Raw genomic sequence first — 15,175 nt, forward strand, 5'->3', positions numbered from 1 at the left:
CTACGGGAACGCCCCCCCTTTTTGGGGTTAGATGGGCCTGTGCTCCAGCTCCAGGCCCAGCAGCTCCAGAACACCAACCTCCAGCGCCCGGGCCAGGTGGACCAGCTCATAGTCCGCCACCACCCGCTCCCCGGTCTCCATCCAGCTGATGGCCTTTTGGGTCAGCCCCAGCCCGTCCAGTTGGAGCCGGACTGCGAGCTGCTCCTGGCTCAGCCCCGCCCGGTCTGTAGATCTTCAAGCTCCGCACCCCGTTTATCCCAAAGATAGGTAACCTCAGTTGACAGTATCACGGGGGCTCTGCGATGATTATTCCAAACATGACTAAGCAAAGTAAAAAATTTGATTTTTCCTCATAAGAAGAGCTCCCGCCCTCTTGTCACCGCAAAAAAAGCGTGCTATAGTGGCTCTACCGACAAAAGGAGGAATGGAATCATGCACACACTTCCCAAGCGCGCCCTGGCTGTCGCCTGTGCGGCAGCCCTGTTGGGTACCGGCACCTCCGCCCTGGCCGCGGAGTCCGTCCCCGCCTCCGCCCCATCCACCGGCATCTCCGTCCAACTGGACGGCCGGAATCTGTCCTTCCCTGACGCCGCACCTGAGGCGAGGGACGGCCGCACCTTCCTGCCTGTGCGCACCGTGTTTGAGGCCATGGGGGCCGAGGTAAGCTATTCCCCCGCCGCTCAGACCATTACCGCCGTTCGGGACGGCACCACCGTCACCATGGCCCTGGGCGGCACAACAGCCACCGTGGAGCGCAGCGGCGTCACCACCCACATCCCCATGGACGCGGCCCCCTACGCCCACGACAACCGCACCTATGTGCCCGTACGCTTTGCCGCTCAGGCCTTTGGCTGCGCCGTGGGCTGGGACGCCGGCGACCGCACCGTGATCCTCATTGACATGGAAAAGCTGGTGGAGGAGACCCTATCCAAGTATGACTTTACCTATCTGGAAAAATACCTGGCATACGGCCAGAAGTACCGCACGGGAATCTGGGACATGAACGCCGACTTTGACGCCTCTCTGGACATGACGGGCCTTCTTCTGGGAAGTACGGCGGAATCTGCGCCCATTACCCTGGACGGCACTCTGGAGGGCGTCATGGCCGGCGGCGCGAAGATGGACGCCGCTATGGGCCTGACTATGGATCTGCGCCCCTTCCTGAAGGCTCTGACGGATGGCCAGAACGGAGGTATGAGCGCCAGCGATACCGAGTTGTTGGATGCCCTTGCCGAGGAAGGTATCCATATGGAGCTCCGGGGCGATCTGGAGTCCGGACAGCTCTATATCAGCCTGGGCGGAGCATTTTTGGAGCAGGCCGCCGGCCTGCCCGCCGACACCTGGTACTCCATGGATATGAGTGCCATATATGAGGACATGGGGTTGGACTACGGTGCCCTCATGGAGATGATCACCGGCGACGTGGACTATACCGCCCTGCTGTCCCTGCTTCTCTCCACCGTGGAGCCCAATGACAAGGACACCGCCTATTCCGAGCTGACCCAGGACGTAGATTTGGCCGCCCAGCTCCTGCGGGACGACGCCTGGGCGGTCAGCGGGAACGACCGCATCCTTCACTACGCCCTGGAGCAGGACGGCGTGGCCGCCGACTTCACCTTCACCCTCACCATGCGGGGAGATGACGTATCCGCCTATGACCTGTCCGTAGAGCTCTCCGCCGATGTCGACGGTTCCGCTCCCATGTCCATCTCCCTCCAGGAGTCCATGGACGCCGACGGCAGGATGGAGGCCTCTATGCAGTGTGATGCCGCCGGTCTGATGGACTTGGAATTCTCCATGTCCGGCCGGTACACCGAGGGCAAGACCGCCCCTGAAACCGAGCCTCCCAAGGGGGCCGTGGTGGTGGATCTGACCGCCCCCGAGGCCCCCGCCGACCCGGTTCCCACCTCTGGGGATCCAGCCGAGGTGGTCATTGATAAGATTTACACCACCGGCGGCGGCTTTATCGGCGTCACAGAGGGCTGATTCCAGAGCAGGGGCTCTCCGGGTAAGCCGGAGTGCCCCTGCTCTCTCCCCGGCGGGGTGCTGATTTTACCTGATGTTCTGTGCATTTTTCACGAAAATCCTCTTGACTTTCCCCTCCCATACTCGCATGATATAGATGGATTTTACCCGTCCGGCCTCCCTGCACACCGGACGGGACCAAACAAAGGAGTGTGAGTATGATGCAAGAAACCATGCTGCAGGAAGTGATGATGGCCCCCAGGGAGATCCGGTTTGACAGGGTACCCGTTCCCACGGCCGGGCCCGGGCAGGTGCTGGTGAAAATCAAGCGCATCGGCATCTGCGGCTCCGACATCCACGTATACCACGGCAAGCACCCCTACACCAAGTACCCGGTCACCCAGGGCCACGAGGTCTCCGGCCAGGTCGCGGCGCTGGGGGAGGGAGTCACCCAATTCCAGGTGGGTCAGCGGGTGACCATTGAACCCCAGGTGTACTGCGGTGAATGCTACCCCTGCACCCACGGCAAGTATAACCTCTGCGAGAACCTGAAGGTTATGGGCTTTCAGACCACCGGAACTGCCAGTGAATACTTCGCGGTGGACGCCTCCAAGGTGACGGCGCTGCCTGCGGGAATGAGCTATGACGAGGGCGCCATGCTGGAGCCTCTGGCCGTCACGGTGCACGCCGCCAGGCGGGCGGGGGACGTAGCGGGCAAGAAGGTATGCGTGCTGGGCTGCGGCCCTATCGGCATTCTGCTGGTTCAATCCCTGAAGGCCTTTGGCGCGGCCGAGGTCATGGCCACCGATATCTCCGACTATCGGCTGGAGCTGGCCCGCACCTGCGGAGCGGATTACGCTGTCAACACCAAAACCCGCCCCTTTGGCGCGGCTCTGACGGAGTGCTTCGGCCCCGACAAGGCGGACATCATCTACGACTGCGCGGGCAATGACACCACCATGGATCAGGCCATCCAGAACGCCCGGAAGGGAAGCGTCATCATCTTGGTTGCGGTGTACGCTGGCCTGGCCCACTGTGATCTGGCCAAGCTCAACGACTCCGAACTGGATCTGAACACCACCATGATGTATCGCCACGAGGACTATGTGGATGCCATCCGCTTTGTACGCGAGGGCATGGTACAGCTCCAGCCCCTGATGAGCAGGCATTTTGCCTTTACCGACTATCTGGCCGCTTACGAGTACATCGATACGCACCAGGAAACCACCATGAAGGTCCTCATCGACGTGGACCCCAGCGACGACTGAGGAGGGGAGCTCCGTGAGCATTGCAGAGCATGTAACCGGCCTACAGCACCTGGGGCTTCCCACCGCCGCGCTGGACGAGACCGCCGCTTTTTATGAGTCCCTTGGCTTTGTCCGGGCCCACAGCACTGTCAATCCCGGCACGGGGGAGCGGGTGTGCTTTCTCACCTGCGGCGGCCTGTGCATCGAAACCTACGAGTGCGCCGCGCCCGCCCGCCGGCCCGGAGCCATCGACCACCTGGCCCTGGACGTGGACGACATTGAGTCCGCCTGGGAGGAAGTGCGGATGGCCGGCCTGGCCCCGTTGGAAGATGCCATTCAGTTCCTCCCCTTCTGGGAGAACGGCGTGCGCTTTTTCAACCTACTGGGCCCCAACGGAGAGACGGTGGAGTTCAGCCAGAGGCTGTAGGCCGCGCAGCGTCTGGCTGCGACTGGTCAGTTCGGCGATATCTGACTCATTTCTTTGTGCAAAATTAGAGAATTTGCCTGACCCCCTTGCCAAGGGGCCCCTTTATAGACTATAATGTATATATGTTACAACAATCCAATCTAGTTAAAGCAATGACTGTAAAAAGAGAGGAAGGGATCGTGCCATGCTGGAAGACAAGAGACTGGATAAGGATGTGCCTATTCCCCTGTATTTCCAGCTTGAAAAGCTGATCCTGGAGGAGATCGACAACGGAAATTACCCGGTGGGGAGCATGATTCCCACCGAAATGGAGCTCAGCCAGATGTTCGGCATCAGCCGTACCACCGTGCGCCAGGCCATCTCCGACCTGGTGCGGGAGGAGCACCTGTACCGCATCAAGAGCAAGGGCACCTTTGTGGCCCACCCCAAGCTGGTACAGGGCTTCATTCAGAGCATCCAGTCCTTTGACGACGACGTACGCAGCACCGGCCGTACCCCCAGCACCGAGGTACTGGATCTCAAGCTGGTGGAGCTGGAGCCCGAGGTGGCGCAGCTTATGGAGCTGCCCGCGGGCACCAAGGCCATCTATCTCTACCGCAAGCGGTTTGCCGACGACGAGCCCATCGTCCGGGTGGAGACCTACCTGCCCTATGAAGCGTGCAGCTTTATCCTGGGACACGACTTTAACCGGGAGTCCCTCTATCAGGTGCTGTCCAAGCGGGACGACACCCGGGTCACCCACGTCACCCGTATCTGCGAGGCCCGGGCCGCCGACCCGGAGGACGCCGCGGTTTTGGGCTTGAAGCGGGGCCGCCCGGTTCACTATTTCCAGACCATCGGCTATAACCAGAGCGGCAAGCTGATTGAGCTCTCCTTTGCCCACTACCGGGGCGACCAGAGCCGGTTCCGTGTCGAGCTGTTCCGCGAGTGAGTGCACGCGCGGAATTTGCTTCCCCTTTTATGTAGTAACATAGTTACAATCCTACGATACTTTATCAGGAGGTCAGGTCATGTTCCATGTGCAAACCGTCAGCGGCCCCATCGCACCGGACGCGCTGGGGCACAGCCAGATCCATGAACACATCTTTGTCCACCGGACGCCCATGGCGGAGAAAAACCCCGCCCTCCGGCTGGACGACCCGGCTCGTTCACTGAAGGAGCTGCGCGCCTATCGGGCGGCGGGGGGAGGCTTCCTGGCGGACGCCCAGCCCGTGGCCGCAGGACGGGATGCAGAGCGCCTCGGCGCGCTGTCGCGGGAGAGCAGCGTGGCGGTGGCGGCCTCCACCGGCTACCATCTGCTGGGCTTTTACCCGGCGGACTGCTGGGTCCACAGCCTGGATGAGGAGGGCCTGTACGACCTCTACTGCGGTGAGCTGCTGGAGGGCATGCTCCCCTGGCGGCCCGAGCCGGACCGCCGCCCGGCGCAGCCGACGGCCTTTCGGGCGGGCCTGGTAAAGGCCGCCATTCCGGCCGAAGGCGCCGAGGGCCGGTACGCCGTTTTGCTGCGGGCGGCCGCCCGGGCGGCGGTCCGCTGCGGGGTGCCGCTGATGCTCCACACGGAGCGGGGGGAGAATACCCTGCCCGCCCTGGAGCTCTGCTTTCGGGCGGGCCTGACGCCGGAACGGCTCATCGTCTGCCACGTGGACCGGCAGGCCGCCGACTTCGGCCCCCATGACGCCATCGCCGCCACCGGCGTGTACCTGGACTACGACACCATCGGCCGCTTCAAGTACCACTCCGACGAGGAGGAGGTGGCGCTGCTGCGGCACATGTGTGAGCGGGGGTACGCCCAGAGGCTGCTCCTGTCTCTGGACACCACCGCCCAGCGCATGGCCGCCTACGGCGGCGAGATCAGCCTGTGCTACCTGCTGGAGCGCTTTCTGCCCCGGCTGGAGGCGGCCGGCTTCCCCCCCGGAACCCTTGCGGATTTCACCGTGCTCAATTGCCGGCGGCTCTTCGCCGGCTGACCGGTATTTCAATACCAAATCAGTCAAGAAAGGATGCGCCTGACCATGATCAAACTCCCCGAACCCGCCAAACGACCCACCATGTACTTTGTGGGCGTCACCACCGGACAGTCCTCCATCATGAAAATGTTCCCCATCTGGGCCAAGGAGCTGGGGCTGGACGCGGAGATCAAGGGCATCGACCTGCCCATCCACGCCCCCGCCGAGGACTACCGGGCGGTGGTGCAGTTCTTCCGGGATGACCCCCTGTCCCTGGGCGCGCTGGTGACCACACACAAAATTGACATGTATAACGCCGCAAAGGATATGTTCGACTACCTGGACCCCTATGCCCAGCGCTTCGGGGAGCTGTCCTCCATCTCCAAGCTGGACGGCCAGCTCCGCGCCCACGCCAAGGATCCCATCTCCTCCGGCCTGGCCCTGGACGCCTTCGTGCCCGAGGGCCACTGGCTTAAGACCGGCGCGGAGGTGTGCATCATCGGCGCCGGCGGCTCCGCCCTGTCCATCTCCGCCTACCTGGGCAATGAGGAGCGGCACGGCAAGGATCTGCCCAGCCGCATCCACCTGAACAACCGCTCCGCCCCCCGCCTGGCCGAAGGCGTGCGCATCCTGGAGTACCTGAACGTCCCCATGAGCTACCATCTGTGCAAGACCCCCGAGCTCAACGACAGGATTGTAGAGGCCCTGCCCGCCGGCTCCCTGGTCATCAACGCCACCGGGCTGGGCAAGGACCGGCCCGGCTCCCCCCTCACCGACCACTGCAAATTCCCCGAGAACGGCCTGGTGTGGGAGCTCAACTACCGGGGCACCCTGGAGTTCATGCACCAGGCGGAGGCCCAGCGGGAGCGCCGGGGGCTTCTGATCGAGGACGGCTGGACATACTTTATCCATGGCTGGACCCAGGTGATCGCCGAGGTCTTCCACATCGACATCACCGGAGAGCGGCTGGCCGCCTGCGACCGGCTGGCCCGGGAAATGAGAAAGTGACGCCAAGGGGAGGGCTCTGTCATGAAGGTACTTACCACACCCCGTTCTTATGGGAAAACCGATCCCAAGGTCTTTGCCATGCTCCGGGCCGCCGGCCTGGAGGTGGTGCGCAATGAGACGGGCGGGATCCTGGACAGGGAGGGCATGAAAGCCCTGCTGGCCGACTGCGACGGCGTGATCGTGGGAGTGGATCCCATAGACGCCGAGGTGATCGCCGCCGCCCCTAAGCTCAAGGCCATCGCCAAATACGGCGTGGGGGTGGACAACATTGATCTGGACGCCGCCAAGGCCCGGGATATCAAGGTCTCCCGCACGGTGGGCGCCAACGCTGAGGCGGTGGCGGACTACGCCATGGCCCTGCTCCTGGCGGTGGCCCGCAAGACGGTGCTCATTGACCAGCACTGCCGCCAGGGCGACTGGAAGAAGATCACCACCCGGGACGTGACCGGCGGCACCATCGGCATCCTGGGCCTGGGGGCCATCGGCCGCAACGTGGCCCAGCGGGCCCAGGGCTTCGGCATGAAGGTGCTGGCCCACGACCCCTTCTGGGACGAGGCGTACGCCAAGGCCCACGGCATCACCCGCGCCGCCCCCGACGAGATTTTCGCCGAGTGCGACGTCATCTCCCTCCACCTGCCCCTGACGCCGGAGACGGAGAACTTCATCGGCGCGGCGGAGCTGGCCAAAATGAAGCCGGACGCCATCCTGATCAACACCGCCCGGGGCGGCCTCATTGATGAAAACGCCCTGCTGGACGCGCTGGAGGCGGGCCGCCTCTGCGGCGCGGGCATCGATGCCTTCTCCTCCGAGCCGCCCAAGGATCCCCGCTGGTTTACCCTGGACAACGTGGTGCTCGGCTCCCACTGCGCCGCCTCCACGGCGGGCGCGTCCCGCAACATGGGGCGCATGGCTACTGCCAACCTCATCCACGATCTGGGCCTGTAGGGCGGGAGGACAGCGATGAAATACATACTGGCCCACGATCTGGGCACCTCCGGCAACAAGGCAACCCTGTTCAGCGACGAGGGGAAAATGATCACCAGCGAGGTGTTCCGCTACGACTGCCACTACTTCAACACCAACTGGGCCGAGCAGGATCCCGAGGATTTCTGGAAGGCCATCTGCGTCACCAGCCGCAACCTGATTGACAAGGCCCGCATCGACCCCGGCGACATCGCCGCAGTCTCCTTCTCCGGCCAGATGATGGGGTGCCTGTGCGTGGATAAGCAGGGCAACCCCCTGCGGCCCTCCATCATCTGGGCCGACCAGCGGGCCCAGGCCCAGGCCGCCGCCCTGGGGGAGCAGATCTCCCTGCGGGACTTCTACCACATCGCCGGGCACCGCAACAGCGCCTCCTACGGCCTGCAAAAGCTCATGTGGGTGCGGGACAACGAGCCGGAGGTGTATGCCAAGACCTACAAGGTCCTCAACGCCAAGGACTTCATCGTCCTGCGCCTGACGGGGAAGTTTTATACCGAGCCCTCCGACGCCACCTCCAACGCCTGCATTGATCTGAACACCCTCCAGTGGTCGGACAAGATCGTCAACGCCTCGGGCATCGACGGCGACAAGCTGCCTGAGATCGTCCCCTCCACCACCGTGGCCGGGGAGGTCACCCCCTGGGCCGCCGGGCAGACCGGCCTGAAGGCGGGCACGCCGGTGGTCATGGGCGGCGGCGACGGCCTGTGCTCCAACGTGGGCGCCGGCTCCATCAGCCCGGGCCGCACCTTTAGCTGCATCGGCACCTCCGCCTGGGTGGCCACCACCAGCGAGAAGCCCCTCTTTGACGAGGAGATGCGCACCTTCACCTGGGCCCACATCGTCCCCGGGCTGTACTCGCCCACCGGCACCATGCAGGCCGGCGGCAGTTCCTACAACTGGCTCAAGGGCCAGGTGGCCAAATATGAGACCGCCGTGGCCAAAGTGCAGGGCATCAGCCCCTACGATCTCATCAACGCGGAGGCGGCAAAGAGCCCCGCTGGCGCCAACGGCGTCCTCTTCCTGCCCTATCTGCTGGGGGAGCGGGCCCCCCGCTGGAACCCGGACGCCACCGCCGCCTGGCTGGGGCTGAAAATGGAGAACCAGCGCTGCGACCTCTTCCGGGCCGTACTGGAGGGGGTCACCCTCAACCTGAACATTATTCTGGAGTCCTTCCGTAAGAGCATCCCCATCGACGAGCTGCTGGTGGTGGGCGGCGGCGCAAAGGGCGCCCTCTGGTGCCAGATGATGGCCGACGTCTACAACGCCCGCATCAAGGTGCCCGTCCTGCTGGAGGAGGCCACCTCCATGGGCGCCGCGGTCACCGGCGGCGTGGGCGTGGGGGTGTTCAAGGGCTTTGAGGTCATCGACCAGATGCTCGAGCTCAACCGCACGGTGGAGCCCGACCCCGAGGCCGTGGCCGCCTACGGCCCGGTGAAGGAGGCCTTTGAGGTGTGCTACAAGGCCATGCTGCCCGTCTACGAGTACATGGCGTCCCACAAGAATGCGTAAGGAGGTTTTTCCCATGAAAAAGGAACAGGTACTTGCCAGGCTTCGCTCCTGCGGCCTGGTGGCCGTGGTCCGCGCCAAGGACGCCGGCGACGCCATGCGCATCGCCGAGGCCTGCATCGAGGGCGGCTGCGCCGGCATTGAGCTGACCTACACCACCCCCGGCGTCAACGCCATCATTGAGAAGATGGCCAGAGAGTATGACGGCACCGACTTTGTCATCGGCGCGGGCACTGTCATGGACCCCGAGACCGCCCGCATGGCCATCCTCTCCGGCGCCCAGTATGTGGTCAGCCCCTACTTCAACGGCGACACCGTCCGCCTGTGCAACCGCTACCGCGTGGCCTGCATGCCCGGCGCCATGAGCATCGCCGAGGTGGTGGCCGGCATGGAGGCGGGTGCGGACATCATCAAGGTGTTCCCCGGCGAGCTGTTCGGGCCGAAGATTCTCAAGTCCATCCACGGCCCCATCCCCCAGGCCGAGCTGATGCCCACCGGCGGCGTGTCTCTGGACAACGTGGCCGAGTGGATTGCGGCCGGCGCGGTGGCCGTGGGCGCGGGCGGCAGCCTGACCGCCGGGGCCAAGACCGGCGACTACGGCAAGATTACCGGGACCGCCCGCCAGTTTGTGGAGAAGATTCGCGCTGCCCGGGGCCAGTGAGGCGCGCCATGAACCCGATTGGAATGCACTACGGCTTCTGGAGCCACAACTGGGACGAGATTGCATACATACCCCTGATGGAGAAGCTGGCCTGGCTGGGCTTTGACATCTGCGAGGTGGCCTCCGCCGAGTGGGGCTATTACGACGACGCCAGGCTGCGGGAGCTGAAGGCCTGCGCCGATCACAACGGCCTGGGCATCACCTATTCCATCGGCCTGGAGGCCAAATACGACCTGGCCAGCGACGATCCGGCGGTGCGGGAGAACGGCATCCGCCATGTCACCCGCATCCTGGAGAGCATGCCCAAGGTGGGGGCGACCATCCTCAACGGCGTGTCCTACGCCGGGTGGCAGGCCCTGCCCGACCACGGAATCACCCTGGACGAGAAGCGCCGCAAGGAGGAGCTTGCCCTGGAGTCCATGTCCCGGCTCATGAAGGTGGCGGAGGACTGCGGCGTGCTCTACTGCTGCGAGGTGGTCAACCGCTTCGAGCAGTACCTGCTCAACACCGCCAAAGAGGGCGTGGAGTTTGTCAAGCGCCTGGGCAGTCCCAACGCACGGGTGCTGCTGGACACCTTCCACATGAACATCGAGGAGGACAGCATGGTGGACGCCATTCTGGAGGCGGGCCCCTGGCTGGGGCATTTCCACGTGGGGGAGAACAACCGCCGCCCCGCCGGCTCCACCAACCGCCTGCCCTGGAAGGACATGGCCGCCGCCCTCAAGCAGGTGAACTACCAGGGGGCCATTGTGATGGAGCCCTTCGTGCTCATGGGGGGTACCATTCCCTATGATATCAAGGTCTGGCGGGATCTCAGCGGCGGGGCCGGGGAGGCCGGGCTGGACGAGATGGCGGGCCGGGCCTGCCGGTTCCTCAAGGAGCTGACCGCGTAAAAGGAGGCAATGCGCTTTATGCAAACATCCAAGCTGTTCACCCTGCTGCCGGAGGAGCTGGTGTGCACCCCCGACGGCATGGCCATCGACAGGGACGGCAACCTGATTCTGTCCTGTCCCAACTTTGCGGATCTGTCCATGCCCAGCTGCGTGCTGAAAATCGACAAGGACCGCAACATCAAGAAGTGGTTTGACGTGCCGCGCAACGAGTACACCGGTGAGGCCCGGGCCATGGGCATCGAGTTCGGCCCCGACGGCGACCTCTATCTGGTGGACAACGCGGGCTGGACCGGAGAGCCCCACATGGTGTTCACCGGGCGCATCCTCCGCCTGCGGCTCAACGACGCGGGGGTGGTGAAGTGCACCGTGGTGGCTGACAACATGGAGCACCCCAACGGCATCCGCATCTGGGGGGACTACATGTACGTCACCCAGAGCTGCATGACCCGCCAGAAGACGGACAGCGGCAAGCTCATGAGCTGTGTCTACCGCTTCCCCCTGGACGCCGAGGGCATCCACTGCACCAACACCCTGGCCGATCCCCACATCTTCCTCACCTTTATCACCGAGAACCCCAAGTGCCAGTACGGCGTGGACGGCATCGTGTTCGACCACGACGGCAACCTCTACGTCGGCAACTTCGGCGACGGGGTGGTGCACAAAATCACCTTCAACCCCGACGGCTCGGTGAAGGAGAACCGCAAGTGGGCCTGTGATCCGGCCAACCTGAAGTCCACCGACGGCATGACCATCGATCCCTACGGCAACATCTACGTGGCCGACTTCTCGGCCAACGCCATCGCCCGCATCACCCCCGACGGCCGGGTGACGCGGATGGCCTGCTCCCCCGACACCGACGGCTTCCACGGCGAGCTGGACGAGCCGGGCGAGCCGTGCGTCTGGGGGGACAAGATCATCGTCTCCTGCTTCGATCTGGTCACCGACGAGGAGAAGGTCAATACCGCCCACGAAATGCCCGCCACCATGGCGATGCTGGACGTGGAGCCCTAGCGAGAAACATAAAAGCCCGCCCACCCCAAGCCGGGGCGGGCGGGCTTTTTTCGGCACACGGAGAGGAGGCGCTCTCAGGGGTGAATGATAACCTTGCGGGCCTGCTTCTGGACGATGTAGTCCAGGCCCTTGCCGTAGTCCTCCAGCGGCAGCTCGTGGGAGATCAACTCCTTGACCTGCACCGCGCCGCTCTCCAGATACTCCAGCGCCCGGCCAAAGCAGTGGGTCTGGGCGAAGGAGCCGAGGATGGTGTACTCCTGGCTGAAAATGTCGTAGGGGCTGACGGGTACCTTGGCGTCGGCGGCGCAGACGCCGTAGGCCACAATCTTGCTGCCCATGTGGACAAAGTGGAAGCAGGACTCGAACACCGAGGCGGCCCCGGTGGCGTCGATGACAATGTCGAAGCCCTTGGGCATGATGGCCTTGATCTCGGCGGTGTGCTTGGACGGGTCGGCCTTGTCCATGACCACCAGGTCGGTAAAGCCATACTTGCGCAGAATGTCCAGCTTGTCGGCGTGGGGATCGGCGATGACCATGCGGCCCGCCCCCGCCCGGCGGAGCAGCTGGGCCAGGATGATGCCGGTGGGGCCTGCGCCGAACATGAGGATGGAGTCGCCGAAGCGGGGGGCGATGCGGTCCACGCCGTGGACCGCGCAGGCGGTGGGCTCGGTAAAGGTGGCCTCCTCAAAGGACAGCTTGTCGCTGAGGGCGAACACCTTGTCGTGGTTGATGAGCACATACTCGGCAAAGCCGCCGGGCATGTTGCAGCCGTGGGAGTTGAAGTTCTCGCAGTACAGGGGCTTGTCGCTGCGGCACGGCTCGCAGTAGCCGCACAGCTCAGTGTTGTCGGCGGTGACCCGGTCGCCCACCTTCCACTCGGTGACGGCGCTGCCCACCGAGTCGATCACGCCGGCGAACTCGTGGCCGTTCACCAGGGGGAACTTGGCCAGAAAGCTTCCGTCGTGGATGGTCAGGTCGGTCTTGCAGATGCCGCAGGCCTTGACCCGGATGACCACCTGGTGGGGGCCGGGCTCCGGCTTGGGCAGATCTACCACGGCAAACTGCCGGGGGGCGGTGTATTGAATGGCTTTCATGCGTGCGCTTCCTTTCCGTCCGGCCGCGGCCCGCTTACAGGCCCTTGCGGCGCTTGCCCAGGGTGTTGGCCATCATGATGCCGTCAAAGACCATCTGCGGGTTGACGGCGAAGGGCTCCACGTCCCAGTAGGAGTGCATGGAGGTCTCGGCCACCTTCCTGATGTCGGCCTCGGTGGCGTCGGGAATGCCCAGATCGTCAAAGGTGGTGGGCAGGCCCACTTCCTCGAAGAAGGTGTACAGCTCGTCAAGCTCCTCGGCGGGGGCGCCCTCCACGATGAGCTGCACCAGGATGCCGAAGGCCACTACCTCGCCGTGCAGCAGCTTGGCGCAGGGCTCCAGGACGGTGATGCCCTCGGCGATGGAGTGAGCGCCGGCGCAGGAGCCGTTCTGCACGCCCAGGCCGGACAGCAGGGTGTTGGCCTCGATGACATCCTCCACGTCCTTGGTGCACAGGCCCTGCTCGGCGGCCAGCTTGGCGCTGACGCCCTTGGTCAGGATGGTCTCGTGGCACGCCTTGGACACGGCAATGCAGGCGATGGTCTGATGATAGCCGCTGTTGACGTAGTTGGGGGAGGCGGACTGCACGTTGGCCCGGCACTCCGGGTAGGTGGACAGGGCGTCGCCCATGCCGGCCACCAGGAAGCGGATGGGCGCCTTGGCCAGAATGTCGGTGTCCAGCAGCACCAAGTCGGGGTTTTTCTTGTAGTGGCGGGCACCCACGTGCTCGCCCGCGGCGGTGTAGATGACGGACAGGCCCATGGCGGGAGCGTCGGTGGAGGCGGTGGTGGGGACGATGATTACCGCCGCGTTGTAGTTGTCGGCCACAGCCTTGGCGGTGTCCATGGTCTTGCCGCCGCCGATGCCCACCACCACGTCGGGGTTCAGGGCCTTGGCCAGGCCGGTGCAGCGGAGGATCTCCTCCTCGGTGCACTGGCCGCCGAACTGCTCGCACTGGATCTGGCTGTCGCTGCCGGCGTACAGGGCCTCGAAGCGCTTCTTGTAGTCGGCGAAGAAGAACACGTCAATGAGGAAGAACGCCCTGCGGCCGTAGACCTCGGTGTGGGTTTTCATGTTCTCCAGCTCATAGCGGCCCTGGATGTAGCGGCTGGGGGAGCCCCAGGCGCGGGTGGAATGCTGTAGCATGGACATGGAAATGACCTCCTTATTATGTAAACAAAAATCGGATTGGTTTAGTTGCCGTCCAGCAGGGCGGGCAGCTCGTACAGGCTGTTCAGCTGCCACCGGGCCGGGGACAGATCCTGCGCCCCCGAGTCGGGGTTGTATACCGCCGCGCAGGCCAGACCCGCCGCCACGGCGGAGCGGACGCCGCTGCCGCTGTCCTCCACGGCCAACACCGCGCCGGGCGGGACAGGACGAAAGACCCGGGCCGCCGCCTGATAAGGGGCGGGGGCTGGCTTGAGGGGCAGGCCGTCGCTGCCGGTGACGATCACCGCGGCGTCCTCGTACATCCCCAGCTCCCGCAGGCAATGCTCCACGTACCAGCGCCAGGAGGAGGACACCACCCCAAAGGGGATACCCCGGCGGCGCAGGGCGTCCAGGGCCTCCTCCAGGCCTGGCATCGGCCCCACCCGGTACTCCTCCAGCAGCTGGCAGACCAGCCGGAAGTGCCGCTGGGACAGCTCCTCCGCCGTGGCCGGCCCCCCGAAGCGGGCCACCAGAGCCTCATAGAGCTGAAGGTTGGACTTACCCGCGATCTCTCCGGCGTCCGGGGGCGCGCCCCCGGACAGGCTGCGGGCCAGCTGTGCATAGGCCATGCGGTGGTATGGCTCGGTGTTGCGCAGGACGCCGTCCAGATCAAACAGGACGGCCGCAAAGGGCGGGGCTACACCTTCCATTTGGGGTTGTCGATGACGGCGGGCCTTCCGTCCCGCTCCACCACCAGCTTCCGGTAGCCCTTCTCCTCGATGGTGCCGTAGTCGTGGCCGGCGTCCCCCCGGTAGACGAAGAACATCACCAGAGGCTCGGTGCCGGTGTTGATGCTGCGGTGGGCCCAGCGTCCGGGGACGTAGAGGGCCTCGCCGGGGCCGATCTCCTTCCAGTCCACCTGGCCCTCGGGGGTCTCCATCAGCATCATGCCGTGGCCGCTGAGGCCGTAGTAGATCTCGGAGGTGTCCAGGATGGTGTGAAAGTGGCCCTTGGTCATGAAATACTCCTCCCCCACCTTTCCGGGGTAGAGGATGGTGGTGCCGAACTGGAGCACGCCGGAGTCGTCTTCGGGCAGATCCAGGCCGTAGAACTCATACAGCAGGGGGTCGCCCCCCTCCACCATGGCCCGGGCCGCCGCCTCATTGGCAAACTGGGCGGCCATGTCGGACACTCTGCGCTGGGTGGGCTTGACCTTGCCGCTCGTGCAGAAGCCGCTTACAAGGTCAAAGTCCAGCACAAACGGTTTTACATCGGACATAAGAGGCACT

The 15,175-nt window shown here is 64.5% G+C and carries 16 protein-coding genes; 11 read left to right on the forward strand and 5 right to left on the reverse strand.

Going from position 1 to position 15,175, the window contains the following annotated elements; genetic code table 11:
• Positions 1 to 27 precede the first annotated feature (27 nt).
• Positions 28 to 213 (reverse strand): hypothetical protein, encoded by a 186-nt coding sequence (locus ACESY8_RS08435; RefSeq protein ID WP_498794705.1) that lies wholly within the window; start codon positions 211 to 213, stop codon positions 28 to 30.
• Positions 214 to 432: 219 nt separating this feature from the next.
• Here ACESY8_RS08435 and ACESY8_RS08440 point away from each other — a divergent pair, with 219 nt between their 5' ends.
• The 11 genes from ACESY8_RS08440 (at position 433) to ACESY8_RS08490 (ending at position 11,645) form a co-directional block, all read left to right on the forward strand.
• On the forward strand, positions 433 to 1,986 hold the full coding sequence (locus ACESY8_RS08440) for a copper amine oxidase N-terminal domain-containing protein (RefSeq protein WP_054338934.1): 1,554 nt from the start codon (positions 433 to 435) through the stop codon (positions 1,984 to 1,986).
• A gap of 212 nt (positions 1,987 to 2,198) precedes the next feature.
• A complete protein-coding gene (locus tag ACESY8_RS08445) occupies positions 2,199 to 3,233 on the forward strand; it encodes a zinc-dependent alcohol dehydrogenase (RefSeq protein WP_044939321.1) in 1,035 nt (344 codons plus the stop codon).
• A 13-nt stretch (positions 3,234 to 3,246) separates the two neighbouring features.
• Positions 3,247 to 3,639 carry a VOC family protein gene (locus ACESY8_RS08450; protein ID WP_007494303.1) on the forward strand — a complete coding sequence of 131 codons (393 nt, stop codon included), beginning with the start codon at positions 3,247 to 3,249 and terminating at the stop codon, positions 3,637 to 3,639.
• 184 nt (positions 3,640 to 3,823) lie between these two features.
• The gene (locus tag ACESY8_RS08455; protein WP_007494300.1) at positions 3,824 to 4,570 is read left to right on the forward strand and encodes a GntR family transcriptional regulator; all 747 of its coding nucleotides are present in this window, start codon (positions 3,824 to 3,826) and stop codon (positions 4,568 to 4,570) included.
• A gap of 79 nt (positions 4,571 to 4,649) precedes the next feature.
• Positions 4,650 to 5,606 (forward strand): phosphotriesterase family protein, encoded by a 957-nt coding sequence (locus tag ACESY8_RS08460; RefSeq protein ID WP_054338935.1) that lies wholly within the window; start codon positions 4,650 to 4,652, stop codon positions 5,604 to 5,606.
• Between the two features lie 45 nt (positions 5,607 to 5,651).
• Positions 5,652 to 6,593 carry a shikimate dehydrogenase family protein gene (locus ACESY8_RS08465; protein ID WP_034566036.1) on the forward strand — a complete coding sequence of 314 codons (942 nt, stop codon included), beginning with the start codon at positions 5,652 to 5,654 and terminating at the stop codon, positions 6,591 to 6,593.
• Between the two features lie 21 nt (positions 6,594 to 6,614).
• The gene (locus ACESY8_RS08470) at positions 6,615 to 7,538 is read left to right on the forward strand and encodes a phosphoglycerate dehydrogenase (protein ID WP_054338936.1); all 924 of its coding nucleotides are present in this window, start codon (positions 6,615 to 6,617) and stop codon (positions 7,536 to 7,538) included.
• 15 nt (positions 7,539 to 7,553) lie between these two features.
• Positions 7,554 to 9,083, forward strand: a complete 1,530-nt coding sequence (gene xylB / locus ACESY8_RS08475) for a xylulokinase (RefSeq protein WP_054338937.1) — start codon at positions 7,554 to 7,556, stop codon at positions 9,081 to 9,083.
• A 13-nt stretch (positions 9,084 to 9,096) separates the two neighbouring features.
• Positions 9,097 to 9,741 (forward strand): bifunctional 2-keto-4-hydroxyglutarate aldolase/2-keto-3-deoxy-6-phosphogluconate aldolase, encoded by a 645-nt coding sequence (locus ACESY8_RS08480; protein WP_434307836.1) that lies wholly within the window; start codon positions 9,097 to 9,099, stop codon positions 9,739 to 9,741.
• 8 nt (positions 9,742 to 9,749) lie between these two features.
• A complete protein-coding gene (locus tag ACESY8_RS08485) occupies positions 9,750 to 10,634 on the forward strand; it encodes a D-psicose 3-epimerase (RefSeq protein WP_054338938.1) in 885 nt (294 codons plus the stop codon).
• Positions 10,635 to 10,652: 18 nt separating this feature from the next.
• Entirely contained in the window at positions 10,653 to 11,645 is a 993-nt protein-coding gene (locus tag ACESY8_RS08490) for an SMP-30/gluconolactonase/LRE family protein (protein WP_009257158.1), read from the forward strand.
• 74 nt (positions 11,646 to 11,719) lie between these two features.
• On the opposite strand, the gene ACESY8_RS08495 is transcribed toward ACESY8_RS08490, so the two are convergent.
• Genes ACESY8_RS08495 through ACESY8_RS08510 form a run of 4 tightly spaced genes read right to left on the reverse strand, consistent with a single transcriptional unit; the run spans position 11,720 to position 15,165 of the window.
• The gene (locus ACESY8_RS08495; protein ID WP_007494286.1) at positions 11,720 to 12,739 is read right to left on the reverse strand and encodes a zinc-dependent alcohol dehydrogenase family protein; all 1,020 of its coding nucleotides are present in this window, start codon (positions 12,737 to 12,739) and stop codon (positions 11,720 to 11,722) included.
• Between the two features lie 34 nt (positions 12,740 to 12,773).
• Entirely contained in the window at positions 12,774 to 13,889 is a 1,116-nt protein-coding gene (locus ACESY8_RS08500; protein ID WP_054338939.1) for a glycerol dehydrogenase, read from the reverse strand.
• 41 nt (positions 13,890 to 13,930) lie between these two features.
• The gene (locus ACESY8_RS08505) at positions 13,931 to 14,596 is read right to left on the reverse strand and encodes an HAD family hydrolase (RefSeq protein WP_054338940.1); all 666 of its coding nucleotides are present in this window, start codon (positions 14,594 to 14,596) and stop codon (positions 13,931 to 13,933) included.
• Entirely contained in the window at positions 14,584 to 15,165 is a 582-nt protein-coding gene (locus tag ACESY8_RS08510; RefSeq protein WP_021632559.1) for a glucose-6-phosphate isomerase, read from the reverse strand. The genes ACESY8_RS08505 and ACESY8_RS08510 overlap by 13 nt, the downstream gene beginning before the upstream one ends.
• Positions 15,166 to 15,175: the final 10 nt, after the last annotated feature.

It is taken from the genome of Clostridium sp. ATCC BAA-442 (assembly GCF_964239415.1).
In the GTDB taxonomy this organism is placed as follows: domain Bacteria; phylum Bacillota; class Clostridia; order Oscillospirales; family Oscillospiraceae; genus Flavonifractor; species Flavonifractor plautii.